21 protein-coding genes and 1 other RNA gene are annotated in these 21883 nt (G+C 73.8%); 11 read left to right on the forward strand and 11 right to left on the reverse strand.

Translation table 11 applies throughout. From position 1 onward, the window contains the following. The first annotated feature begins 99 nt into the window (after positions 1-99). Together ACOTKD_RS05500 and ACOTKD_RS05505 are read left to right on the forward strand one after the other, a co-directional pair. Entirely contained in the window at positions 100-1287 is a 1188-nt protein-coding gene (locus ACOTKD_RS05500) for a sensor histidine kinase (RefSeq protein ID WP_424887719.1), read from the forward strand. Continuing rightward, positions 1284-1889: a response regulator gene (locus ACOTKD_RS05505; RefSeq protein WP_424887720.1), complete on the forward strand. Its 606-nt coding sequence runs from the start codon at positions 1284-1286 to the stop codon at positions 1887-1889. Before ACOTKD_RS05500 ends, ACOTKD_RS05505 begins: the two co-directional genes overlap by 4 nt. A 63-nt stretch (positions 1890-1952) precedes the next feature. On the opposite strand, the gene rnpB is transcribed toward ACOTKD_RS05505, so the two are convergent. After that, positions 1953-2354, reverse strand: an RNA gene (gene rnpB, locus ACOTKD_RS05510) — RNase P RNA component class A. Positions 2355-2512: 158 nt separating this feature from the next. On the opposite strand from rnpB, the gene ACOTKD_RS05515 reads away from it, so the two are divergent. Further along, positions 2513-3313, forward strand: a complete 801-nt coding sequence (locus ACOTKD_RS05515; protein ID WP_424887721.1) for a MerR family transcriptional regulator — start codon at positions 2513-2515, stop codon at positions 3311-3313. After that, the gene (locus ACOTKD_RS05520; RefSeq protein ID WP_424887722.1) at positions 3310-3903 is read left to right on the forward strand and encodes a hypothetical protein; all 594 of its coding nucleotides are present in this window, start codon (positions 3310-3312) and stop codon (positions 3901-3903) included. Before ACOTKD_RS05515 ends, ACOTKD_RS05520 begins: the two co-directional genes overlap by 4 nt. On the opposite strand, the gene ACOTKD_RS05525 is transcribed toward ACOTKD_RS05520, so the two are convergent. Further along, entirely contained in the window at positions 3900-5363 is a 1464-nt protein-coding gene (locus ACOTKD_RS05525; RefSeq protein ID WP_424887723.1) for an RNB domain-containing ribonuclease, read from the reverse strand. The two genes, ACOTKD_RS05520 and ACOTKD_RS05525, sit on opposite strands and share 4 nt — an antisense overlap. 151 nt (positions 5364-5514) lie before the next feature. On the opposite strand from ACOTKD_RS05525, the gene yaaA reads away from it, so the two are divergent. The 5 genes from yaaA to ACOTKD_RS05550 all read left to right on the forward strand — a co-directional run bounded on the left by yaaA (position 5515) and on the right by ACOTKD_RS05550 (position 11357). Then, on the forward strand, positions 5515-6321 hold the full coding sequence (yaaA, locus tag ACOTKD_RS05530; protein ID WP_424887724.1) for a peroxide stress protein YaaA: 807 nt from the start codon (positions 5515-5517) through the stop codon (positions 6319-6321). A gap of 72 nt (positions 6322-6393) precedes the next feature. Beyond that, on the forward strand, positions 6394-7035 hold the full coding sequence (gene eda, locus ACOTKD_RS05535; protein WP_424887725.1) for a bifunctional 4-hydroxy-2-oxoglutarate aldolase/2-dehydro-3-deoxy-phosphogluconate aldolase: 642 nt from the start codon (positions 6394-6396) through the stop codon (positions 7033-7035). 69 nt (positions 7036-7104) lie between these two features. Beyond that, positions 7105-8583: an alkaline phosphatase D family protein gene (locus tag ACOTKD_RS05540; RefSeq protein ID WP_424887726.1), complete on the forward strand. Its 1479-nt coding sequence runs from the start codon at positions 7105-7107 to the stop codon at positions 8581-8583. Between the two features lie 119 nt (positions 8584-8702). Next, on the forward strand, positions 8703-9986 hold the full coding sequence (locus ACOTKD_RS05545) for a multidrug effflux MFS transporter (protein WP_424887727.1): 1284 nt from the start codon (positions 8703-8705) through the stop codon (positions 9984-9986). Positions 9987-10328: 342 nt separating this feature from the next. Next, the gene (locus tag ACOTKD_RS05550; protein ID WP_424887728.1) at positions 10329-11357 is read left to right on the forward strand and encodes a small ribosomal subunit Rsm22 family protein; all 1029 of its coding nucleotides are present in this window, start codon (positions 10329-10331) and stop codon (positions 11355-11357) included. A gap of 194 nt (positions 11358-11551) precedes the next feature. On the opposite strand, the gene ddaH is transcribed toward ACOTKD_RS05550, so the two are convergent. After that, positions 11552-12382: a dimethylargininase gene (ddaH, locus tag ACOTKD_RS05555; RefSeq protein ID WP_424887729.1), complete on the reverse strand. Its 831-nt coding sequence runs from the start codon at positions 12380-12382 to the stop codon at positions 11552-11554. Positions 12383-12497: 115 nt separating this feature from the next. Next, the gene (locus ACOTKD_RS05560; RefSeq protein WP_302860213.1) at positions 12498-12680 is read right to left on the reverse strand and encodes a DUF6243 family protein; all 183 of its coding nucleotides are present in this window, start codon (positions 12678-12680) and stop codon (positions 12498-12500) included. 120 nt (positions 12681-12800) lie between these two features. On the opposite strand from ACOTKD_RS05560, the gene ACOTKD_RS05565 reads away from it, so the two are divergent. Together ACOTKD_RS05565 and ACOTKD_RS05570 are read left to right on the forward strand one after the other, a co-directional pair. Beyond that, on the forward strand, positions 12801-13418 hold the full coding sequence (locus ACOTKD_RS05565) for a TetR/AcrR family transcriptional regulator (protein ID WP_424887730.1): 618 nt from the start codon (positions 12801-12803) through the stop codon (positions 13416-13418). Between the two features lie 172 nt (positions 13419-13590). Beyond that, on the forward strand, positions 13591-14313 hold the full coding sequence (locus ACOTKD_RS05570) for a bifunctional DNA primase/polymerase (protein ID WP_106677158.1): 723 nt from the start codon (positions 13591-13593) through the stop codon (positions 14311-14313). A gap of 108 nt (positions 14314-14421) precedes the next feature. On the opposite strand, the gene ACOTKD_RS05575 is transcribed toward ACOTKD_RS05570, so the two are convergent. The 7 genes from ACOTKD_RS05575 to ACOTKD_RS05605 form a co-directional block, all read right to left on the reverse strand. Next, positions 14422-15372 carry a hypothetical protein gene (locus ACOTKD_RS05575; RefSeq protein ID WP_424887977.1) on the reverse strand — a complete coding sequence of 317 codons (951 nt, stop codon included), beginning with the start codon at positions 15370-15372 and terminating at the stop codon, positions 14422-14424. Continuing rightward, positions 15284-16252 carry an iron uptake transporter permease EfeU gene (gene efeU / locus ACOTKD_RS05580; RefSeq protein ID WP_424887731.1) on the reverse strand — a complete coding sequence of 323 codons (969 nt, stop codon included), beginning with the start codon at positions 16250-16252 and terminating at the stop codon, positions 15284-15286. Before efeU ends, ACOTKD_RS05575 begins: the two co-directional genes overlap by 89 nt. Positions 16253-16283: 31 nt before the next feature. Continuing rightward, entirely contained in the window at positions 16284-17606 is a 1323-nt protein-coding gene (gene efeB, locus ACOTKD_RS05585) for an iron uptake transporter deferrochelatase/peroxidase subunit (protein ID WP_424887732.1), read from the reverse strand. A 13-nt stretch (positions 17607-17619) separates the two neighbouring features. Then, positions 17620-18753: an iron uptake system protein EfeO gene (efeO, locus tag ACOTKD_RS05590; RefSeq protein ID WP_424887733.1), complete on the reverse strand. Its 1134-nt coding sequence runs from the start codon at positions 18751-18753 to the stop codon at positions 17620-17622. 144 nt (positions 18754-18897) lie between these two features. Continuing rightward, positions 18898-19734: a heme ABC transporter ATP-binding protein gene (locus ACOTKD_RS05595; protein WP_424887978.1), complete on the reverse strand. Its 837-nt coding sequence runs from the start codon at positions 19732-19734 to the stop codon at positions 18898-18900. Between the two features lie 8 nt (positions 19735-19742). Continuing rightward, positions 19743-20840, reverse strand: coding sequence for a FecCD family ABC transporter permease (locus ACOTKD_RS05600; RefSeq protein WP_424887979.1), 1098 nt, complete (start codon positions 20838-20840; stop codon positions 19743-19745). A gap of 10 nt (positions 20841-20850) precedes the next feature. Then, positions 20851-21876, reverse strand: coding sequence for a heme/hemin ABC transporter substrate-binding protein (locus ACOTKD_RS05605; RefSeq protein WP_424887980.1), 1026 nt, complete (start codon positions 21874-21876; stop codon positions 20851-20853). Positions 21877-21883: the final 7 nt, after the last annotated feature.

Here is a 21883-nt window from a genome sequence, read left to right on the forward strand (position 1 = left end):
ATGGACCCCATGTATAGCCGGGCCCGGGACAAATGTCACGGGTGGCCGCCCACACTTGCATCTGCCCAGCTCAGCGGCGCACTTCGTAGAGTCTGAGCCATGACCGACAGCAAGTCCGCGCGCAAGGCCGGCCGCAAGTCCGAGATTGAGCGGCACAAACCCCCGGGGAAGTTCGCCTTCCTGCCCTGGCTCTTCATGCTCACAGGGGACGTCGAAGGCCTGTTCCGGGGCGAGGTGCCGCTGCCCTGGCTCGGTGGACTGGGCGTGCTGGCCTTCGCCGTGCTGTACGCCATGACGGTCTTCACCGGCCTGGACAAGCAGCAGCGGACGACCCGCCTTCCGGTCCTCTCACTCGCCGGACTGGCCGTCATGACGTACGCGCTGACGATCGGCTACGGCGGCGACTGGCTGCTGTGCTTCCCGCTGCTGTCGCTGGCCACCGGCATCGTGCTGCGGCGCGGGCTGACCGAGAGCGGGCGCCGCCTGGGCATCGTCGTCCTCGCCATCGCCGGCTCGGCTGGAGTGATCGCGAGCTTCCGGGGCGGCCCGTCGGAGACCCTTACTGTCGCCTACGGCACCCTGCTCTCCGGCTTCGTCACCGCCGCGATCCTCAGCCTCTTCGAGACCGTGGCCCAACTGCGCGCCACCCGCGAGGAGCTGGCCCGCAGCGCCGTGGAGCGCGAACGGCTGCGGTTCTCGCGCGACTTGCACGACCTGCTCGGCCACACCATGTCCGTCGTCGTCGTCAAGGCGGAGGCGGTGCGCCGTCTCGCCCCGCGCGACCTGGACGCCGCGATAGGACAGGCGGCGGACATCGAGGCCGTGGGCCGGCAGGCCCTCACCGAGATCCGCGAGGCCGTCACCGGCTACCGCGAATCCACCCTTACCACCGAACTCGACCGCGCCCGCTCCCTCCTGGAGGCCTCCGGCATCACCCCGGACATCCGCCAGTCCGGGCCCCCGCTGCCGCCGCAGAGCGCGGCCCTGCTGGGCTGGGTCGTACGGGAGGGCGTCACGAACGTCGTCCGGCACAGCGGCGCCGGCCGCTGCACGGTCGAGGTGCGCGGCGAGACCGACCAGGTACGCCTGGAGATCACGGACAACGGCAGCGGCGTAGGCTCGGACACGGCTACCGCCGGCTCGCCGGGCAACGGCCTCAAGGGCCTGACCGAGCGGCTGGCCGCCGCGGGCGGCCACCTGACCGCCGGCCCGGACGGGCGCAAGGGCTTCCGGCTCGTGGCCGAACTGCCCGTGGACTCGGAGTCCGAGGAGGACCACCGCTCATGATCAAGCTGCTCCTCGCCGAGGACCAGGGAATGATGCGCGGCGCGCTCGCGCTGCTGCTCGGGCTGGAGGAGGACATCGAGATCGTCGCCCAGGTCGGCGACGGCGACGAGATCGTTCCCAAGGCCCTGGAGACGAAGCCGGACGTCGCGCTCCTCGACATCGAACTGCCCGGCCGCAGCGGCCTCGACGCCGCCGCGGACCTGCGCGCCCGCATGCCCGCCTGCCAGGTCCTCATACTCACCACCTTCGGCCGCCCCGGCTACCTGCGCCGCGCGATGGAGGCCGGCGCGGCCGGCTTCCTCGTCAAGGACGGCCCGGTCGAGGACCTGGCCGCGGCGATCCGCCGCGTCCTCGCCGGTGAGCGCGTCATCGACCCGGCCCTCGCGGCCGCCGCCCTCAGCGCCGGCCCCAACCCCCTGACCCAGCGCGAACGCGACGTCCTCGCGGCGGCGGTCGACGGGGCGACGGTGGCCGACATCGCGGCGAAGGTCCACCTGTCGCCCGCGACGGTCCGCAACTACCTCTCCGCGGCCATCGGCAAGACCCAGACCCGCAACCGCATGGAAGCGGTCCGGGCGGCGCGGCAGAACGGCTGGCTGTAGCGGGACACCGCGCGGCGGAAAGGGAGTCCCGCCCCCGCAGGGGGAGGAGAAAAAGGGGGGCGGCGGACGAGTCGGCCTGTACGCCGGGTTCTGTCTCCCGGGGGCCTTGCGGCCCTCGGGGAGGCGGCCATCCATCTAGGCCTGCCGTTGCCGGCAGGCTCGTGCGGTCTACCCGCGGACTCGGGCGGGCAGCCCTCGAACGTCCGCGCAGGGCCGCCGTGAAGCGGCCCCTCTTGACCTTGCTCCGGGTGGGGTTTACCTAGCCGCCTGAGTCACCTCAGGCGCTGGTGGTCTCTTACACCACCGTTTCACCCTTACCGGAAGCCTTGCGGCCCCCGGCGGTCTGTTTTCTGTGGCACTGTCCCGCGGGTCACCCCGGGTGGGTGTTACCCACCACCCTGCCGTGTGGAGCCCGGACGTTCCTCGGGAGATCCGAAGATCCCACGCGGCCGCCCGGCCGGCTCGTCCGCCGTGCCGACCATGCTACCTGGCGGGGGCTGTCACGATCGCCGCCCGGTCTCCGCCCGGGTCTCCGCCCCGCCCCCACCGCGCCGGCGTCCTCGGCCCGGTCCTTGACCTTGCCGCAGCGTCAACGTCTCTACTGGTTCCATGACGGTGATCGCATGAGGATCGGAGAGCTCGCCGCGCTGGCCGGGGTCAGTACCCGGACCGTGCGGCACTACCACCACCTGGGGCTGCTGCCCGAGCCCGCGCGGCGGGCCAACGGCTACCGCGTCTACGGGCTCCGCGACGCCGTCGCGCTCGCCCGCGTCCGCCGCCTCACCGAGCTGGGCCTCGGCCTGGACGAGGTGCGGGACGTCCTGGCCGACGACGCCGGGCGCGAGCTGCGCGACGTCCTCGCCGAGCTGGACGCCGACCTGGCCCGGCAGGAGGAGGCGATCCGGGCCCGCCGCGCCCGTCTCGCCGACCTGCTGCGCCGCGCCGGCACCGGCGGGCTGCCCGCGGAGGGGCCGGTCTCCGCCGGGCTCGCCGACCTCTTCGGCGAGCTGGCGCACGCCGCCCGCGGCCTGCCCGGCCCCGAGCCCGCCATGGCCGCGAAGGACCGCGAGCTGCTGGCCTTCCTGGAGACCGCGGCCGGGCCCGGGGAGCGGGACCGCCTGCTGGAGCAGCTGCGCTCGGCCTTCCGCGGCCCCGGCGACGTCCGGCGGGTCTACGAGGCCTACGCGCTGCTCGACGCCCTGGCCGCGGTCACGGAGCCCGTGGACCCCGGCGATCCCCGCGTGGAGGAGGCCGCGCGGGCGCTCGCCGCGGTCGTCCCGCCCGGGCTCGCCGAGGGCACGGCCGGGCGCACCGGGGGCGACGATCCCTTCCTCGCCGCCTTCTTCGCCGACTTCGCCCCCGCCCAGGCCGCCGCCCTGCGCCGGGCGATCCGCATCGTCACGGGAGAGGAGCCGGCCGCATGAGCCTCGCGAGGGCGTTCGCCGTGCACGAGGCCCGCGTCTGGGCCGGGCTCGCGCTGTGGCTCACCCGCCGCCGCGACGGCGTCGGCGACGGCGTCCGGGCGCTGCCCTACGCCCGGGCCCAGGCGTCGACGATGTACGCCTTCCTGTTCGTGTGCGTCGTGGAGACGGCGGGGATGTCCTTCTTCACCGCCGCGTACCCCGTCCTCCACTGGGTGGTCCTGGCCCTCGACGTCTACACCCTGCTGCTCGTCCTCGGCTTCCACGCCGGCAGCGTCGTCCGCCCGCACACCGCCGGCCCGGAGGGGCTGCGGATCCGCCAGGGCGCCACCTTGGACCTGCGCATCCCGGCGTCGCTCATCGGCGCCGTCCGCCGCGACCTGTTCTTTCCCGGCAGCGGCACCCCGGACGGCACCCTTGAGGTGCCCGTCGCCTCCCAGACCTCCGTCACCGTCGAGCTCACCGGTCCCGTCACCGTCACCCGGCTCTTCCGGCGGCCCCGCGAGGTCCGTACGGTCCGCTTCCACGCCGACGAGCCGCACGCCGCCGTCGAGGCGATACGGGGGCTCATGGCCGCCGAGCCCGCCCGCTAGGCCGGTGTGAACCACACCTTGTCGCGGCCCGGGGCCGCCTCGATCACCCGCACCCGCATCCGGTGGCCCGCCGCCAGCAGCGGCCCGTCCCTGTCCCCCTCGACGTGACCGATCACGGCGGGCTCGTAGAGGTGGACGGTGCCGGCGGTCGGCCGGTCCTCCTGGACGTCCACCACGTACGCGTCGAAGACCTGGCCGATCCGGTCGCGCAGCAGCGCCGCCTCGACCAGGTCCACGCACTCCCGCTCCACCCGGCCCGCGCGCCGCGCCCCCGTCTCCATCTCGCCGGGCAGGGCGTCGAGGGCGGCCCGCACCCACTCGGGCGGTCCGGCGCCGCGGGCGGCGGCGAGGCACAGCTCGCCGGTGTAGCGGTCGACGAGGCGGCGCAGGGGAGCGGTGCAGTGGGTGTACGGGGCGGCGAGGGCGGCGTGGCCCGGATCGGCCGGCACCGGGCGTTCCGTGGGGCGTTCGCGGTCGAAGACGGTGTAGCCGGCGCCCCGCAGCAGCGCCGTGCACTCCTGCAGGAAGGCCGCGTGCCGGGGGCGGGACGGGTCGAGCGCGCGGATCACCGCCCCGTACGGCATGTCCTCCGGCCAGGTGACGCCGAGGGCGGCGGCCACGCGCCGCAGCCGTTCGACCGCGCGCTCGGACGCGGCGGGGAGCGTGCGCAGGATGCCGGTGCCCGAGCGCAGCATGAGGTCGGCCGCGGCCATGCCGGTCATCAGGGACACCTGGGCGTTCCAGCCGTCCGCGGGCAGGGGAGCGCGGTAGGCGAGCTCGTAGTGGCCGTCGCGGCGCACGATCTCCTGCTCGGGCACGTTGAGCGAGATCCCGCCCCGGGCGCGCTCCAGCGCCTCCCGGCGCAGCCCGATGTCGCGCAGCAGGGCCAGCGGTTCCTCGGCGATGCCGGTGTCGATCGCGTGCTGGACGCCCGCGTAGTCGAGCCGGGCCCGGCTGCGGACGAGCGCGCGCCGTACGCCGGTCGCCGTCACCCGGCCGTCCGCGTCGAGGTCGAAGCGCCACAGCAGGGCCGGCCGGTCGTGGTCGGGGAGGAGGCTGGCGGCGCCCTCGCCGAGGACGCCGGGGTGCAGGGGGACGCGCCCGTCGGGGTAGTAGAGGGTCATGGCGCGGCGGTGGGTCTCGGCGTCGAGGGCCTGCCCGGGGCGGACGAACGCGGCGACGTCGGCGATCGCGTAGTGGACGCGGAAGCCGCCGCCCCGGCGCCGCTCCAGGTACATGGCCTGGTCGAGGTCCTTCGCGCCCGGCGGGTCGATGGTGAAGAGCGGCAGGTCGGTGGCGTCGTGCGCGGGGAGGCGGGGCTGCCGCGCGGCCTGCTCGGCCTCCGCGAGGGCGGCCGCCGGGAAGTCCTCGGTCACGCCGGTGTCCTCACGCAGCCTGCGCAGGGCGGCCCGCAGGGGGCTGCCGTCCGCGTCGGTCACGTGCATCTTGCGCCGTGGCATGGGACGAGCGTATTTCCGGTGCGGGCGCAGGGCACGGCGAGCGGCGCGGCGGCGCCGGGCGGGTGAGGGGCGGGTGACGGTGCGGCGCCAGGAACGGAAGGAATTAGGCTCGTCGACTCGACCCGTATCCGTACCGATGGGAGAAGACACCGTGCTCGTGCTGTTGCCGCCGTCCGAGGGGAAGGCCGCCGCCGTCGGAACCGGCGCCGGGGCCGTGCTGGAGGTCGGTGCGCTGTCGCTGCCGGGGCTGACCGGGGCGCGGGAGGCCGTGCTGACGGAGCTCGTGGAGCTGTGCGCGGGCGACGAGGACAAGGCCGCGGAGGTGCTCGGCCTGTCCCCGGGGCTGCGGGGTGAGATCGCCAAGAACGCGGAGCTGCGGACCGCGGGCACCCGCCCGGCGGGGGAGGTCTACACGGGCGTGCTGTACGACGCGCTGGGCCTGGCCTCGCTGGACGCCGCGGCGCGGGAGCGGGCGGAGCGGTCCCTGCTGGTCTTCTCGGGGCTGTGGGGCGCGGTCCGCGTCGGTGACGCGATCCCCTCGTACCGCTGCTCGATGGGCGTGAAGCTGCCGGGCCTGGGCGCGCTGGGCGCGTACTGGCGCGGGGTCATGGACGACCACCTGCCGCAGGAGGCGGGTGACGGGCTGGTGCTCGACCTCAGGTCGGCCGCCTACGCCGCCGCGTGGAAGCCGAAGGGCGAGGTCGCGGAGCGGACGGCGACGGTCCGGGTGCTGCAGGCGAAGGTCGTGGACGGGGTCGAGAAGCGGTCCGTCGTCAGCCACTTCAACAAGGCCACCAAGGGGCGGCTGGTCCGGGACCTGCTGACGGCGGGCGCGGAGCCCGGCGGGCCCGGCGAACTCGCGGAGGCGCTGCGCGACCTGGGGTACGCGGTGGAGGGGAGCGCCCCGGCGAAGGGCGGGAGGCCGTGGGCGCTGGACGTGATCGTGACGGAGCTGTAGGGGCCGTCACATCCCGTTGCGCATGACGCAACGCCCGTTGCGTGAGCCGTGGCAGGGGAACAGGATGGCGGCGTGACCGCCTCCGTCCTCGGCCTCGCCCCCGTCCTCCCCGTCGCCGTCCTCTCCGACGCGGCCGACGCCGTGCCCCTCGCCCGCGCGCTCGTGGCGGGCGGGCTCCCGGCGATCGAGGTGACCCTGCGGACGGACGCGGCCCTCGACGCGATACGGGCCGTCGCCGCGGAGGTGCCGGAGGCGGCCGTGGGCGCGGGCACGGTCCTCTCCCCGGCCCGGGCCGCCGCGGCCGTGCGGGCCGGGGCCCGCTTCCTGGTGAGCCCCGGCTGGACGGACCCGCTGCTCGCGGCGCTGCGGGCGGCGGGGGTGCCGTTCCTGCCCGGCGTCTCGACGGTGTCGGAGGTCATGGCCCTGCTGGAGCGCGGGGTGCGCGAGATGAAGTTCTTCCCCGCGCAGGCGGCGGGCGGCGCCCCGTACCTCGCCTCCCTGGCTTCGCCGCTGCCCGAGGCCCGCTTCTGCCCCACGGGAGGCATCGGCCCGGCCACGGCACCCGCGTACCTCTCCCTGCCGAACGTCGGTTGCGTGGGCGGCTCGTGGATGCTGCCCCGCGACGTCCTCGCGCGCCGCGACTGGGGGCGTGTGACCGAACTGGCCCGGGAGGCGGCGGGGTTGCGGCGCGGGCCTGACGGGGCCGGGTTCTGAGCGCGCTCGCCGGCTCCCGCCCGCGCCGCACCCCTTCACAGCCGCCCCACCCGCGCGCAGTCTGAACACATGACCCCCCTCTCCGAAAATCCGTTCACCCTCGGAGTGGCCTCCGGCGACCCGCTGCCGGACTCCGTGGTGCTGTGGACCCGGCTCGCCCCCGCGCCCCACGAGCCGGGCAACGGGCTGCCCGCCGACGGCAGCATCGCCGTCCAGTGGGAGCTCTCCGAGGACGACACCTTCCGCCGCCTCGTGCGGAGCGGCACCGCCGACGCGCCCGCCGCCGACAGCCACACCGTCCACCTGGACCTGCGCGGCCTCGAACCCGACCGCGTCTACTGGTACCGCTTCCGCGCCGACCGCTGGATCAGCCCCGTGGGCCGCACCCGCACCGCGCCCCGGCCCGACGCGCACGTCGCCACCGCCCGCTTCGGCCTGCTCTCCTGCCAGCAGTTCGACGAGGGCTACTACACGGCCCTCGGCCACCTCGCCCGCGAGGACCTCGACGCGGTGTTCTTCGTCGGCGACTACATCTACGAGAACGCCATCAACGCCCAGGGCGGCGCCCGCCGGCTGGCGAACCCGCTCCCGTCCTTCTACGACCACTGGACGCTCACCCTGGAGGACTACCGCCAGCGCTACGCCCTCTACAAGTCCGACCCCGAGCTCCAGGCCGCGCACGCCGCCCACCCCTGGTACGTCACCTGGGACGACCACGAGGTCGCGAACAACTACGCGGGCGACATCTCGCAGGACAACGACCCCGTCGACCAGTTCCGCGCCCGCCGCGCCGCCGCCTACCGCGCCTACTGGGAGAACATGCCGCTGAGAAGACCGCAGCGGCCCGCCGGGCCGGACATGAACCTGTACCGCCGCTTCTCCTACGGGCGGCTCGCCCAGTTCGACATCCTCGACACCCGCCAGTACCGCTCCGACCAGGCCTACGGGGACGGCTGGCACACCCCCGGGCCCGAGACGCGGGACCCGGCCCGCACGATCACCGGCGACGCGCAGGAGCGCTGGCTCCTCGACGGCTTCCGCGCCTCCACCGCCACCTGGAACGTCGTCGCCCAGCAGGTGGCCTTCTCCCAGCACAAGGAGACGCCGGACGACGACGCCCGCGTCAGCATGGACACCTGGGACGGCTACTCCGCCTCCCGCGGCCGCGTCCTGGACGGCGTCGAACAGGCCGGCGTCCGGAACCTGGTGGTCCTCACCGGCGACGACCACGTCCACTTCGCGTACGACGTGAAGAAGGACTTCGACGACCCGGACTCGGCCACGCTCGGCGTGGAGCTCCTCGGCACCTCCGTCTCCAGCGGCTTCGACGGCGACGAGCGGCCCCCGGACTGGGAGACGACGCTCGCCGCCAATCCGCACCTGAAGTACTACGACGGGCGCCGCGGCTACGTGGTGGTGACGCTCGACCCGCAGCGGGTGCGGGGCGACTTCCGTACGATCGCGAAGGTCACGACGCCGGGCGCGCCCATCGCGACCGCCGCGTCGTTCGTCTCGGAAGCGGGCGCGCCGGGGCTCCACGGGGCGTGACGCGCCCCGGAACCCGTGCGTCCCGTCACATCGGCCCCCTGAATAACATGTAAGACCCAAGTATTGGCCGCGGTCATGACACCATGGTTGAACGGACGACAACCCATGGAGCGCGACGCATGACGGATCCCGGCCAGGACACGGCCGAGCAGCAGCAGCCCGCCCGGCCCGCCGAACGGGACCCCGCGGGCCCCGGCATATCCGGGGCCCGTGCCACGGGCCTGATCGTCACCCTCGTCCTCGGCGGCCTGACCGCGCTGCCACCGCTCTCCATGGACATGTACCTCCCGGCCCTCCCGGAGGTCACCGGCGCGCTCCACAGCCCCGCCGCCACCGTCCAGCTCACCCTCACCGCCTGCCTCATGGGCATGGCGCTCGGCCAGCTCGTCGTCGGCCCCATGAGCGACAAGTGGGGGCGCCGCCGCCCCCTCCTCGCCGGCATGGTCGTCTACGTCCTCGCCACCGCCGCGTGCGCCCTCGCCCCCACCGCCGGGCTGCTGATCGGCTGCCGCCTCGTCCAGGGCCTCGCCGGCGCCGCCGGCATCGTCATCGCCCGGGCCGTCGTGCGCGACCTCTACGACGGCGTGGCCATGGCCCGCTTCTTCTCCACCCTCATGCTGATCTCCGGCGTGGCCCCCGTCGTCGCACCCCTCATCGGCGGCCAGATCCTGCGCCTGACCGACTGGCGCGGCGTCTTCGTCGTCCTCACCGCCGTCGGCGTGCTGCTCACCCTCGCCGTGTGGCGCTTCCTCCACGAGACCCTCCCGCCGGAGAAGCGCCAGGCCGGCGGCCTCGGCGCCGCCCTGCGCGCCATGGGCGCCCTCCTCGCGGACCGGGTCTTCACCGGCTACATGCTCGCCGGCGGCTTCGCCTTCGCCGCGCTCTTCGCCTACATCTCGGCGTCGCCGTTCGTCGTCCAGGACATCTACGGGGCCTCCCCGCAGACCTTCAGCCTCCTCTTCGGCCTCAACTCCATCGGCCTCGTGCTGGTCGGCCAGATCAACGGCAAGCTGCTCGTCGGCCGGGTCAGCCTCGACAAGGCCCTCGCCGTCGGCCTCGTGGTGATCGCCCTGGCCGCCGCGGCCCTGCTGCTGATGGCCTCCGGGGTCTTCGGGAAGGCGGGTCTCGCGCCGATCGCGGGCGGGCTGTTCGTCCTGATGTCCGCGATGGGCCTCGCCATGCCCAACACCAACGCCCAGGCCCTGATGCGCTCCCGCGACGCGGCGGGCTCCGCCTCGGCCCTGCTGGGCACGTCCACGTTCCTGCTGGGCGCGCTGGTCTCCCCGCTCGTGGGCATCGCGGGGGAGGGCACGGCGGTGCCGATGGCGACGGTGCAGCTGGTGTGCGCGGTCGCCTCGGCGGCGTGCTTCCTGGGCCTGTGCCGGCCTTGGCAGCGACGGTAGCCTCCCGGCGGGGGCGGGGGCGGGGGACGGTGCGCGGTCCGCGCTTCGGCTGCAGCCGTGCCCGCGCCGGCCTCGCCGCCGTCCGGTCCGGCACCGCCGGTCACGTACGTGGTGGTCTTTCGCCGTCGCGGCGGAGGAATCTTCCGAGCCGTTGCCCTCGACGCAGCCGCGGCGCGGGCGAGCCCGGTCCTCACGGTGCGGCCGGTCTGCCGGGGCTTCCGCCCCGGCAGGCTCCTCCGCCGCGACGGCGAGTCACCCCGACGGCGCGGCCCGGCGGTGCCGGGACTGCCGTTCGTCGTGGCCTCGGCGGAGCCGCCACCGTGCCCGCATAGACTCCATCAAATGCACGCCCCCCATTTCCCCCGGTCCGGTGAGGAACTCCGCTCCGCGCTCGCCGGCCTCCTCGACGGACTGCCGCCCCGCCAGGCCGCTCAGGCCGTCGAGCGGCTGATCGCCAGCTACCGGGGGCTGACCCCCACCGACGCCCCCGTACTGCGCGACCGCTCCGACGTGGCCGCGTACGCCGCCTACCGCATGCCGGCGACGTTCGAGGCCGTCCGCTCCGCGCTGGAGGCGTTCCGCGACCGGCTGCCGGCCTTCGTCCCCGCCTCGCACGTCGACGTGGGCGGCGGCACGGGCGCGGCGACGTGGGCCGTGGCGTCCGCCTGGGAGAGCGACGGGGACACGGTCCGGGAGACGACCGTCCTGGACTGGGCCGCCCCCGCCCTCGCCCTCGGCGCCGAGCTCGCCGGGACGGCCTCCGACCCGGCCCTGCGCGCGGCCCGCTGGGAGCGGGGCATCATCGGCGACGGCCTGCGCGTGCCGGACGGCACGGACCTCGTCACCGTCTCGTACGTCCTGAAGGAGCTGACCGACGCCGGCCGGGCCGCGGTCGTGGCCGAGGCCGCCCGCGCCGCGCAGGCGGTCGTGATCGTCGAGCCGGGCACGCCGGACGGCTACCTGCGGATCATCGAGGCGCGCGACCGGCTGATCGCCGCCGGCTTCCGCGTCGTCGCGCCCTGCCCGCACAGCGGGGCGTGCCCCATAGAGCCGGGCAAGGACTGGTGCCACTTCTCGGCGCGGGTGAGCCGCTCCTCGCTGCACCGGCAGGTCAAGGGCGGTTCGCTGGCGTACGAGGACGAGAAGTTCGCGTACGTGGCGGCCGTGCGGGGTTCCCTGCCGGAGGCTTCCGAGGCCGTGCCCGCCCGCATCGTCCGCAAGCCGCAGATCCGCAAGGGCCAGGTCCTCCTCGAACTGTGCACGCCCGAGGACGGCCTGACCCGTGAGACGGTGACGAAGCGGCATGGCGACGCGTACAAGGTGGCGCGGGACGCGGACTGGGGCGACGAGTGGCCTCCGGCCGGGGTGTGACGTTCTTCCGCCGGCCGCGGGCCGTGCGCGGCTGATCGCGCCCACGCGGCGGAGCCGCAGATCGGCGCCGCCCCGCGCCCCTTGCGGGGCGCGGACCTTCGCCGCAGGGGTGTCTCGCCGCTGCGGCGAGGCGGCCTTTTCCCGCCGCAGCGGCGCGTCGCCACGACGCCGCTGCCCGGCGGTGCCGAACCGCGCTAAGCCCTGAGCTCCTGCGTGCAGCATTTGACGCTGCCGCCGCCCTTGAGCAGTTCGCCGAGGTCCATGCCGATCGGCTCGTAGCCCCGTGCCCGCAGCGGTTCGAAGAGGCCGACCGCCGCTTGCGGCAGCAGCACGTGCCGGCCGTCGGAGACGGCGTTGAGGCCCAGTGCCGCCGCGTCCTCCTCGCTCGCGACGAGGGCGTCGGGGAAGAGCCGTCTCAGGACTTCCCGGCTGCCCTCCGAGAACGCGCCGGGGTAGTACATGATCTCGCCGTCGGTGGAGTCGTCGAGGACGCACAGCGCGGTGTCGAGGTGGTAGTAGCGGGGGTTGACGAGGTCGAGGCCGATGACCGGCCGGCCGAAGAACTCCTGTGCCTCGGGGTGGGAGAGCGGGCTGCTGCGGAAGCCGCGCCCGGCGAGCAGCCAGGAGGCGGTGACGGCGAAGTCGCCCTCGCCCTCGTTGATGTGCTCGGGTTCGAGCACGTCGGCGTAGCCCTGCGCGCGGAACCAGGCGGCGTGGACCGCGGCCTCCTCGGCCCGTTCGGGGTGGGCGAAGCGCGCGCCGAGCACCCGGCCGTCGACGACGGTCGCGCCGTTGGCGGCGTAGACCATGTCGGGCAGTTCGCGCCGGGGTTCGAGTTCCTCGACGGTGTGCCCGAGGGCCAGGTAGCGGTCCCTGAGGTCCTCCCACTGCGCGAGGGCGAGGGGGAGGTCGACCGGCTTGCCCGGATCCATCCAGGGGTTGATGGAGTAGGTGACCCTGAAGTGGGCCGGGGGGCACATCAGATAGCGCCGCGGAGTGGCAACGCGTGGAGCTGTACTACGCAAGGAGTGCTCCTCACGGTGGTGTTGGGCACGCACGGGATCGTCGTGCGTGCCCAAATCGTCCACGCTGCAAGGGCTTTGGCGCATGAACCGTACGGGTGGTTTACCGCTGGCTCACTCACGCGCCGGTGGTTCCGCTTCGCCCTTCCCGCAACTTCCGCAGCAGTTCCCGCTTCTGGGCCGCCGCGTCGGTGCCGCCGCCCGCGCGCCCGCCCCGGCCGCCGCCGCGCAGGGCGCTGCGGGAGAGGTTGCTGCGGGTGCCGCCGACTCCGAGCATGCTGCCCGCACCGCTTCGGCTCATGGGGGTTCTCCCTTCATCGTGCGAGACGCTCCGTCTCGCTTTGAGACGTCAGCTTGCAACGAGACGTATCGTCTTGTCAAGACGATACGTCTCGCTTCATGCGTCGCTAGGATTGCCGCCATGACCGACGCCTCCACCCCGCCGCCCAAGGCCCCCGACGCCTCCCGCCGCAGCGAGCGCTCCCGCCGCGCGATCCTCGACGCCGCCCTGGAACTCGTCGGCGAGTCCGGCTTCGCCAAGCTCACCATCGAGGCCATCGCCGCCCGCGCCGGCGTCGGCAAGCAGACCATCTACCGCTGGTGGCCCTCCAAGGCCGCGGTCCTCTTCGAGGCCTGCGTCCCCGAGGGCATCGACCCCGCCTCCATCGAGCTCCCCGACACCGGCGACATCACCGCCGACCTGAAGACCGTGCTGCGCGCCACCGTCGACGACCTCAACGACGCGCGCCTCGACGCCCCCACCCGCGCCCTGACCGCCGAGACCGCCAACGACCCCGAGCTCGGCCGCGCCCTCACCGAGAAGGTCCTCGAACCCCAGCTCCAGGCGTACGTCCGGCGGCTGCGCGCCGCCCAGGAAGCGGGCCAGGTCGACCCCGACGCCGACCTCCGCATCGCCCTGGAACTGCTGGTCGGCCCGCTCTTCCACCGCTGGCAGACCCGCACCCTGCCGCTCACCCACGCCTACGCCGACACCGTCGTCGACCTGGCCCTGCGCGGCATGGCCCCGCGGCTCCCCTGACCCGCGCCCGGCCCGTCACTCGTCCGGGGGAGCCGCTCGCGGCGGCGGGGAGAAGGGTGGCCCCGCCCGCGCGAGCGGCCGGTCTCACACCTTTTGGATACGTCCGACGGTCACACCAGGCGCAGGATGGTGGCAGCATTGACCGGAGACCGCGGTCGAAGTGAGGGGATAGATGGAACGCAAGAGCAGGTTCTCCCAGTGGCTGCGCCGTCCCAGGAGCGGAGCGGGCGGCGGTACGGGCACGGGGGCGGCGGACGGCGCCGCCCGCGAGGAACTGCTCCTGGCCGCGGCGGCCGCAGGCTTCCCGCTGGCCCCGGCCGCCCACCCGTCCGGGTACGGCTGTTCCTGCGAGCGCATCGGCTGTCCCACCCCGGGCCGCCACCCCGTCTCCTTCGCCTGGCAGACCCTCGCCACCACCGACGCCGAGAAGGTCACGGCATGGCTGCGCGGCCAGCCCGAGGCCAACTTCGTCACCGCCACCGGCATCGCCCACGACGTCCTCGACGTGCCCGTGGAGGCCGGCCGGCAGGCCCTGGAGCGGCTGCAGAAGGCCGGCGTCGAGACGGGCCCCGTGGCCACCGTCGCCCCCGACCGCATGCTCTTCTTCACCGCCACCCGCGGCACCCCGGACGACGAGGACGAGTGGTGGCCCTGCGAGCTCGACTGCCATCCCGAGACGATGGACGAGCATCCGGGCCTGCGCTGGCACTGCCGCGGGAGCTATGTGCTGCTGCCCCCCTCACGCCTGCCGGAGGACGCCGGAGTCGCCTGGCTGCAGGGCCCCGAGCGGCCCCTGCCGGATCCGCTGACCCTCCTGGAGACCCTCACGGACGCCTGCGCCCAGTACGCGGGGGACCGCCCCGACCACGAGGCGGCCTGGCCCATCGGCCGCTGAGCCGCCGAGCTGTAGAGCTGCCGAGCCGTAGAAGCGCCGAGCCGCGGAAACCGCTGACCTGCAGAAGCCGCTGGATCTGCAGAAACCGCCCGCACGCCGCCGTCGCGGCTATTCGCCCTGCGCCGCCGTCATCGTGTCGATCCGGTTGAGGAAGTTGATCATCCCGCCGTCCGCGTCCCGCGGAGGCACCTCGACCGCCGCCTCCGAGACCCGCGTGTAGGTCACCGAGCGCTTGAGGTCGCCCTTCAGCAGCGCCTTCGTCCGCGGGTCGGTGACCGCGGGCCGCAGCCCCTCGGCCATGGTCCGCTTCTCCCGGTGGTGCGCGGTGAAGAAGACCAGCGCGCCACCGCCCTTGACCCGCAGCGCCGGGGCGGGGAAGGCGGGGGCCTGCTCGGGGGTGTCGATGAACTCCGTCCAGAACGTGGTCGTACGGCGCACCTTGTCGCGCTCTTCCCGCAGCCCCGTCGTGCGCGGCCCCGGCACGAAGGTCCTGCCCTCGCCCGTGCGCAGGAAGTCGGTGTAGGCGGCGCTCACCTTGCCGGGGTCGGCCAGCAGGCCGTGGTCCTTGCCCTTGGCCGCGGGCACGGCCTCCGCGTAGCCGTCCTTGTCCGTCACGAACTCCGGGACCTTCCCCGGGTTCACGATCGACAGGTAGGCGGCCTTCCACGGCTCCTTCACCCCGTACCGCGTGAAGACCACGAGCCAGCGGTTGCCGTCGCGGTTGCTGCGCGTGTCGGCGAGGAAGAACTTCGGCCAGCCGGCCTGCTTCGGGACGGTGAACCGGGCGTCGTCCAGGACCAGGGAGGGGTAGTCCGGGTTCCCGCCGGGCGTCTGCGCGCTCTGCGCCGCCAGGTCGGACCTGCCTATCTCGGCCAGGGCACCGGTCTCGACCCGGGCGATGACGCCCGGGTCGAGCTTGCGGTAACCCTCGTTGTAGCCGTCGGTGAAGGCCTTGAGGACCTTGGCGGCCTCAGCCCTGCCCACCGACGGGACGATCTCCCGTTCGCCGTGCACCGTCACGCACCCGGTCGCCGTCAGCAGCAGCGCCGCCGCCGTCACGGCCGTCCGCGTCGTGCGCGGTCCGCCGGCCCGCCGTCGTCTCATCGGGCTTCGACTCCTTGGTGGCTGCTCGGTTCGGCGCCACCCTACCCGGGGCGAAGAAGACCAGGAGGGTGGGGACCAGATACAGCGCCCACACCGCCACCTGCAGCCAGGTCGGGTCCGGCTGGAAGTTGAAGACGCCCTTGAGGAGGGTGCCGTACCAGCTGTCGACCGGGATCTGCTCGCTGATGTCGAAGGCTTTGTCGCCCAGGCCCGGCAGGACGTCGGCCTCCTGCAGGTCGTGGAAGCCGTAGGCGAGCACGCCCGCCGCGACCACGATCAGCATGGCGCCGGTCCACGTGAAGAACTTCGCCAGGTTGATCCGCAGCGCGCCGCGGTAGAACAGCCAGCCCAGCACCACGGCGGTCAGCAGCCCGAGCAGCGCGCCGACCAGCGGCCGGACGCCGTCGTCGGTGGCCTGCACGGCCGTCCAGATGAACAGCGCGGTCTCCAGGCCCTCCCGGCCCACGGCCAGGAAGGCGGTGACGACCAGCGCGGTCGTGCCCATCGCGAGCGCGGCGTCCAGCTTGCCGTGCAGCTCCTTCTTCAGGTGCCGCGCGGTGCGCCGCATCCAGAAGACCATCCACGTCACCAGGCCGACGGCGATGACCGACAGCGAGCCGCCGAGCATCTCCTGGGCCTCGAAGGTCATGGTCTGCGAGCCGTACTGGAGCAGCGCGCCGAAGCCCATGCTCAGCAGCACGGCCGCGGCGATGCCGGCCCACACCGGGCGCAGGGCGTCCCGGCGCCCGGTCTTGACCAGGTAGGCCACGAGGATGCACACGACCAGGCTGGCCTCCAGGCCCTCGCGCAGGCCGATCAGGTAGTTGCCGAACACGCGGCGCCTCCGTTCGGGAAGGACAGTCGGGTCACGCGAACAGGGCCTTGCCCCACCAGTCGCCCTTGTCGCGGACGCCCGGCGGCACGGCGAAGACCGCCGAACCCACGTGCTGGATGTACTCGTTGAGGGCGTCGTTGCGCGCCAGGTTCGCCTGCAGCGGCACGAAGCCGTCGCGGACGTCCTTCTGGTACGCGATGAAGAACAGCCCGGCGTCCAGCCGGCCCAGCCCGTCGGTGCCGTCCGTGAAGGAGTAGCCGCGGCGCAGGATCGTCACCCCGTTGTTGCTGTCGGGGTGGGCGAGGCGCACGTGCGCGTCGGGCTTCATGGCCTTCAGCAGCGGCTCGTCGTGCTCGCGCTGCTTGCCGACGGGCGCGCCCTCGGCCTTGTCGCGGCCGAAGACGTCCTCCTGCTCGGCGAGCGAGGTGCGGTCCCAGGTCTCGATGTGCATCCGGATGCGGCGCGCGACCAGGTAGGAGCCGCCGACCATCCAGTCCGGGCCCTCCTTCTCGCCGACCCACACGTGCTTGGCGAGGCGGTCGGTGTCGGTGCCCGCGATGTTCCGGGTGCCGTCCTTGAAGCCCATCATGTTGCGCGGCGTCTGGGCGTCCGGCGTCGTCGAGGACGTCTTGCCGAAGCCGAGCTGCGACCAGCGGATCGCGACCTTGCCCATGCCGATGCGGGCCAGGTTGCGGATCGCGTGCACCGCGACCTGCGGGTCGTCGGCGCAGGCCTGGACGCACAGGTCGCCGCCGCTGCGGGCCGCGTCGAGGTTGTCGCCGGGGAAGGCCGGCAGGTCGATCAGGGCCTTGGGACGGCGGTCCTTGAGGCCGAAGCGGTCCTTGCCGTCCTTCTCGAACAGGCCGGGGCCGACGCCGAAGGTGAGGGTCAGCCGGGACGGCTTGAGGCCGAGGGCCTCGCCGGTGTCGTCCGGCGGCAGCTCGTCGTTGTCCTGGACGGCGCCCTCGCCCACCTCGTGGCCCGCGGTCATCCGCGCGGCGGCGGCCGTCCACTCCCGCAGCATCTTCACCAGGGCGGCGCGGTCGGTCGTCGTCACGTCGAAGGCGGCGAAGTGCAGCCGGTCCTGGACCGGGGTGGCGATGCCGGCCTGGTGCTCGCCGAGGAAGGGCACCGCGTCGCCGGCCGAGGCGGCCGGGGCGGCGTCCTCCCCGAGGCGCAGCGCGGTGGCGGTGCCGCCCGCGACCGCGGCGCCGAGCGCGAGGCCCGCGCCGCCCCAGCCGAGGACGGAACGGCGGGAGGGCTTCGCGGAGCCCTGCGCGGCCTCCGGGGAGTCCGCGGTGGCGGTGGTGGTGGCGGTGGTGGTGCTGCCGGTCTCGTCGGTCTTGTCAGTCATCGGAGGTCCCCCGTTACTTCGCGACGGCGCCGGCGAGCTTGGACAGGGGCTCCGCGAGGGCGTTCACGCCGTCGGACAGCTTCTTGCGGTCGTCCTTGCCGACGCTGTCGTACGCCTTGAAGGAGTCGCCGTCGCGGTACTCGCCGAGCAGCGTCTTCAGGGCGGCGAACTGCTTGTCCAGCTCCGTGACGAGCGCGGCGTCGCTCTTGGCGGCGACGGGCTTCAGCAGCTCGTAGGACTTCTCGGCGCCCTCGACGTTGGCCTGGAAGTCGACGAGGTCGGTGTGGCTGTAGCGCTCCTCCTCACCGGTGACCTTGCCGGTCGCCACCTCGTCGAGCAGCTCCTTGGCGCCGTTGGCCATGCTGGTCGGGGTGATCTCGGCGGTGCCGACGCGCTTCTGCCAGTCCTTGAGGTCCGTCATCAGCTGGTCGGCCAGCTTCTTGTCGTCCTCGTCGATCTTCTTCTCGTCCCAGAGCGACTTCTCCAGCTTGTGCCAGCCGGTCCACTTCTGGTCCTTCTCCAGGCCGTCCTCGCGGACGTCGACCTTCGGGTCGATGTCACCGAAGGACTCCGCGACCGGCTCGGTGCGCTCCCAGCCGATGCGGGAGACCGCGTAGAGCTTCTTCGCCTCGTCGACGTCGCCGCTCTTGACCGCGTCGGCGAACTTCTGCGCCGCCGGGATCGTCTCGTCGGCCTGCGCCTGCGCGTACTTGCGGTACTCGGCGACCGCCTTGTCCAGCTCCGGGTTCGCCTTCTCCGCCTTGCCGCCGCCGGTCACCGTGATCTTCTGGCGGATGCCGTCGCCCTTCATGCCGGGCTTGCAGGCGATTTCGTAGTCGCCCGACTTCTTGATCGTCGCGGTGATCTCGGCCTTGGTCTTCGGGCCTATGTTCTCCCGCTCCGTCACGATCCGGTCGCCCGCGGCGTAGACGTAGACCTCGGTGACCTTCGAGCCGGCGTTCTCGATGTTGATCTTTATGTGCCCGGCGGGGAACGAGGTCTTCGAGACCTCGCACTTGTCGTCGGAGGCGGTGACCTTGATCGCGTCCGTGTCCTTGCTGTCCGACTTCTCGGCGCAGCCGGACACGGCGGTCAGGGCCGCGGCCGCGGCGACGGCGGCTATGGCGGAGGAGCGGAAGGCGCGCATAAGGGCTCCAGGCGTGCTCGGAGAGGACGGAAAGGACGTACACGCCATAAACGGCATGGCTGAAAAGCAGCTGGCCGAATAAGGCCGCCCTAACTTATCTGAGGCTTGCCTACCCTGTTCCCGGAAGGGTGCGTGATTCTGCTCTCACGAGGCAAAATCTCGTCCCGCGCGCCACGGGATCACCAAAGGTTCACCGGTGCGCGGATGATCAATTACCTCCACCGGCTGCAAATAGACACGAGTGAGCAACTCCGCTTCGAGTACGCGGGCCGGCGGCCCCTCCGCCGCGACCCGCCCCCCGTGCAGCACCGCCACCCGGTCCGCGTAGGCGCCCGCGAGCCCGAGATCGTGCAGCACGACCACGACGGCCGCCCCGGCCGCCGCCCGTTCGCGGCAGATCCTCAGCGCCAGCTCCTGGTGGCGCAGGTCCAGCGCGGCGGTCGGCTCGTCCAGCAGCAGGAGCGGGGTGCGCTGCGCGAGGACGCGCGCCAGCGCGACCCTCGCCCGTTCGCCGCCCGAGAGCGCGGCGAACGGGCGGGAGGCGAATCCGGTCACCTCCGCGGCGGCCATCGCCTCCCGCACGGCCGCGTCGTCCTCGCCCTCGGCGGGCGTCCCGGCCCAGGGCGCGCGGCCCATGCGCACGACCTCCTCCACCGGGAACGGGAACGACAGCTCGGCCGACTGCGGCAGCACGGCCCGGCGCAGGGCGAGTTCGGCGGCCGACCAGGCGGTGGCGGGCTCGCCGTCGATCCGCACCTCGCCGGCCGCGGCGGGCAGGTCGTGCGCGAGCGCGGCCAGGAGCGTGGACTTGCCGGCGCCGTTGGGGCCGACGAGGGCGAGGACCTCGCCCGCGGCGACGCCCAGGTCGACACCGTCGAGGACGGCACGGCCGCCGAGACGCACGGAGAGGGAACGGGCCTCGGCGAGAACGGTGCCGAGGGGGGAGGGGAGGGGGAGACGGCGGTTGCGTCGGGTGAACAGCGTGGGCCTCACGCCCAGCCTCCCTGCTTCCGCCGCGTCCTGCGCAGCAGCCAGAAGAAGAACGGGCTGCCGAAGAGTGCCGTCAGGACGCCCAGCGGCAGCTCCGCCGGCTGGGCGGCCGTGCGGGCCGCGAGGTCCGCCGCGACGAGGACCAGCGCCCCGCCCAGCGCACTGCCCGGCACCAGGAACCGGTGACCGGGGCCCGCGGCCATCCGCAGCACGTGCGGCACCAGCAGCCCCACGAAGGTGATGACCCCCGCCACGGCCACCGCCGCCGCCGTCAGCAACGCCACCACCAGGACCATCACCAGCCGCAACCGCTCCACGTCCACGCCCAGGTGGCGCGCGGGCCGTTCGCCGAGCGCGAGGAGGTCCAGCTTCCGCCCGTACAGCGGCGCGACGGCCAGCCCCACGAGGGCGCACGGCAGGACGGCGAGCACCTTCGGCCAGGTCGCCTGCGCGAGCGAACCGAGCTGCCAGAACGTGATCTGGGTGACCTGGGCGTTGTCCGCGAGGAACACGCCGAGGCCGACGAGCGCGCCACCGAACGCGTTCACCGCGATGCCGGTGAGGATGAGCGTGACCACTTCCGTACGGCCGCCCGCGCGCGAGAGCGCGTAGACGAGCAGGACGGTCACGAGCCCGGCGGCGAACGCGCAGGCGGTGACGGTCCAGTTGCCGAGGAAGTCCAGCCCCAGGGCGATCGCGGCGACCGCGCCGACCGCCGAGCCCATCGAGATGCCGATGACGCCGGGTTCGGCGAGGGGATTGCCGAACACGCCCTGCATCAGCGCGCCCGCGCAGCCGAGCGAGGCCCCCACGAGCAGGGCCAGGGCGACGCGGGGCAGCCGTACGTTCCACAGCACGCTCTCGGGGACCCGGTCCAGCTCGGCCCCGCCGAGCCCCGCCCGGTGCAGCAGCGAGCCCAGGACGTCGCCGAGGGGGATCTCGTACGCGCCGAGCCCGGCGGAGAGCAGGCACGCGAGGAGCAGGGCCGCGACCAGGCCGGCGGTGAGGAGCGCGCTGGCGCGGCGGCGCCGGGCGGGCGGCGGCGAGCCGTCGGGTCCGGCGGGGGCGGACACGGGGGAGGAGCCCGTGGTCTTCAGAAGGCTCACGTCACTTCCCGCTGTGGATCTGCTGGACGAGGGAGGCGAGGACCGTGTCCGTGCGCGGGCCGAAGTTCAGCAGGACGCCGTCGTCCACGGAGGCGACGCGGCGGTCCAGGCCGGCCGGCGTCTGCCCGACGCCGGGGATCTTCACCAGGCCGTCCACGCCGCCGACGGAGGCGAGGCCCTTGCTCATGACGAGGATGACGTCCGGCGCGGCCTTGGCGAGGGCCTCGCTCGTGAGGGGCGTGAAGTCCTTCTTCAGCCCGGACTCCTTGCCGGCGTCCACCCCGCCCGCGGCCTCGATGAGCGAGTCGGCGCCGGACCCGGCGCCGCCGAGGAGGTAGACGGAGGCCGTGCCGCGCAGGTAGAGGAAGGCGACGCGGGGCTTCCTGCCGCCGTCGTGCGGGACGGCCCCCGCGGCCTTCTCCAGGCGCTGCCGCGTACGGCGGTCGAGCGCGTCGCCGGCGGCGGGGACGCCGAGGGCCGCGGCGACCTTGCCGATGCGCGGCCCGACGTCGGCGAGCTTCCGGGCCGGGTCGAGGACGACGAGGGGGACGCCGGCGGCGCGGATCTGCTCGACGGCCTCCGCGGGCCCGGTCGTGGTCTCGGCCAGCACGAGCGTGGGCTTGAGCGAGAGCACGCCCTCGGCCGAGACGTCGTGGGCGCGGGTCACCACGGGGAGCTTCGCCGCCTGCTCGAAGGTGGCGGTGGTGTCGCGGGCGACGACCCGGTCGCCGAGGCCGAGGCTGAAGACGATCTCGGACAGGGCGCCAGTGAGCGGAACGATCCGGTCCGTGCTGCTGACGGTGACGTCGTGGCCGTCCGCGGACCGTACGGTCGCGGGCAGTTGAGCCGTGGGGGCGCCGCCGGCGAGTGGCTCGATACGGTCGGCCGCCGGAGTCTTGGCCGCTGCCGCGGGCGCCCCTGAGCTGCTCGAACTCCCCGAGGAGCCGCAGCCGGTGAGGGCGAGGGCGAGCAAAGTGAGCCAAGTGAGCAGTGCGGCGCGTATGCCGGTGCGGCGTGGGGTAGGTATCGCGGCG

The sequence above is a fragment of the Streptomyces sp. XH2 genome, from assembly GCF_049725035.1.
In the GTDB taxonomy this organism is placed as follows: domain Bacteria; phylum Actinomycetota; class Actinomycetes; order Streptomycetales; family Streptomycetaceae; genus Streptomyces; species Streptomyces roseoverticillatus.

Coding starts and splice junctions, on each gene's coding strand:
- ACOTKD_RS05500 (WP_424887719.1), top strand. CDS start 100: ATGACCGACAGCAAGTCCGCGCGCAAGGCCGGCCGCAAGTCCGAGATT.
- ACOTKD_RS05570 (WP_106677158.1), top strand. CDS start 13,591: ATGGAACGCAAGAGCAGGTTCTCCCAGTGGCTGCGCCGTCCCAGGAGC.
- ACOTKD_RS05540 (WP_424887726.1), top strand. CDS start 7,105: ATGACCCCCCTCTCCGAAAATCCGTTCACCCTCGGAGTGGCCTCCGGC.
- efeO (WP_424887733.1), bottom strand. CDS start 18,753: ATGCGCGCCTTCCGCTCCTCCGCCATAGCCGCCGTCGCCGCGGCCGCG.
- ACOTKD_RS05545 (WP_424887727.1), top strand. CDS start 8,703: ATGACGGATCCCGGCCAGGACACGGCCGAGCAGCAGCAGCCCGCCCGG.
- ACOTKD_RS05560 (WP_302860213.1), bottom strand. CDS start 12,680: ATGAGCCGAAGCGGTGCGGGCAGCATGCTCGGAGTCGGCGGCACCCGC.
- ACOTKD_RS05520 (WP_424887722.1), top strand. CDS start 3,310: ATGAGCCTCGCGAGGGCGTTCGCCGTGCACGAGGCCCGCGTCTGGGCC.
- ACOTKD_RS05550 (WP_424887728.1), top strand. CDS start 10,329: ATGCACGCCCCCCATTTCCCCCGGTCCGGTGAGGAACTCCGCTCCGCG.
- efeB (WP_424887732.1), bottom strand. CDS start 17,606: ATGACTGACAAGACCGACGAGACCGGCAGCACCACCACCGCCACCACC.
- ACOTKD_RS05525 (WP_424887723.1), bottom strand. CDS start 5,363: ATGCCACGGCGCAAGATGCACGTGACCGACGCGGACGGCAGCCCCCTG.
- ACOTKD_RS05515 (WP_424887721.1), top strand. CDS start 2,513: ATGAGGATCGGAGAGCTCGCCGCGCTGGCCGGGGTCAGTACCCGGACC.
- ACOTKD_RS05565 (WP_424887730.1), top strand. CDS start 12,801: ATGACCGACGCCTCCACCCCGCCGCCCAAGGCCCCCGACGCCTCCCGC.
- ACOTKD_RS05505 (WP_424887720.1), top strand. CDS start 1,284: ATGATCAAGCTGCTCCTCGCCGAGGACCAGGGAATGATGCGCGGCGCG.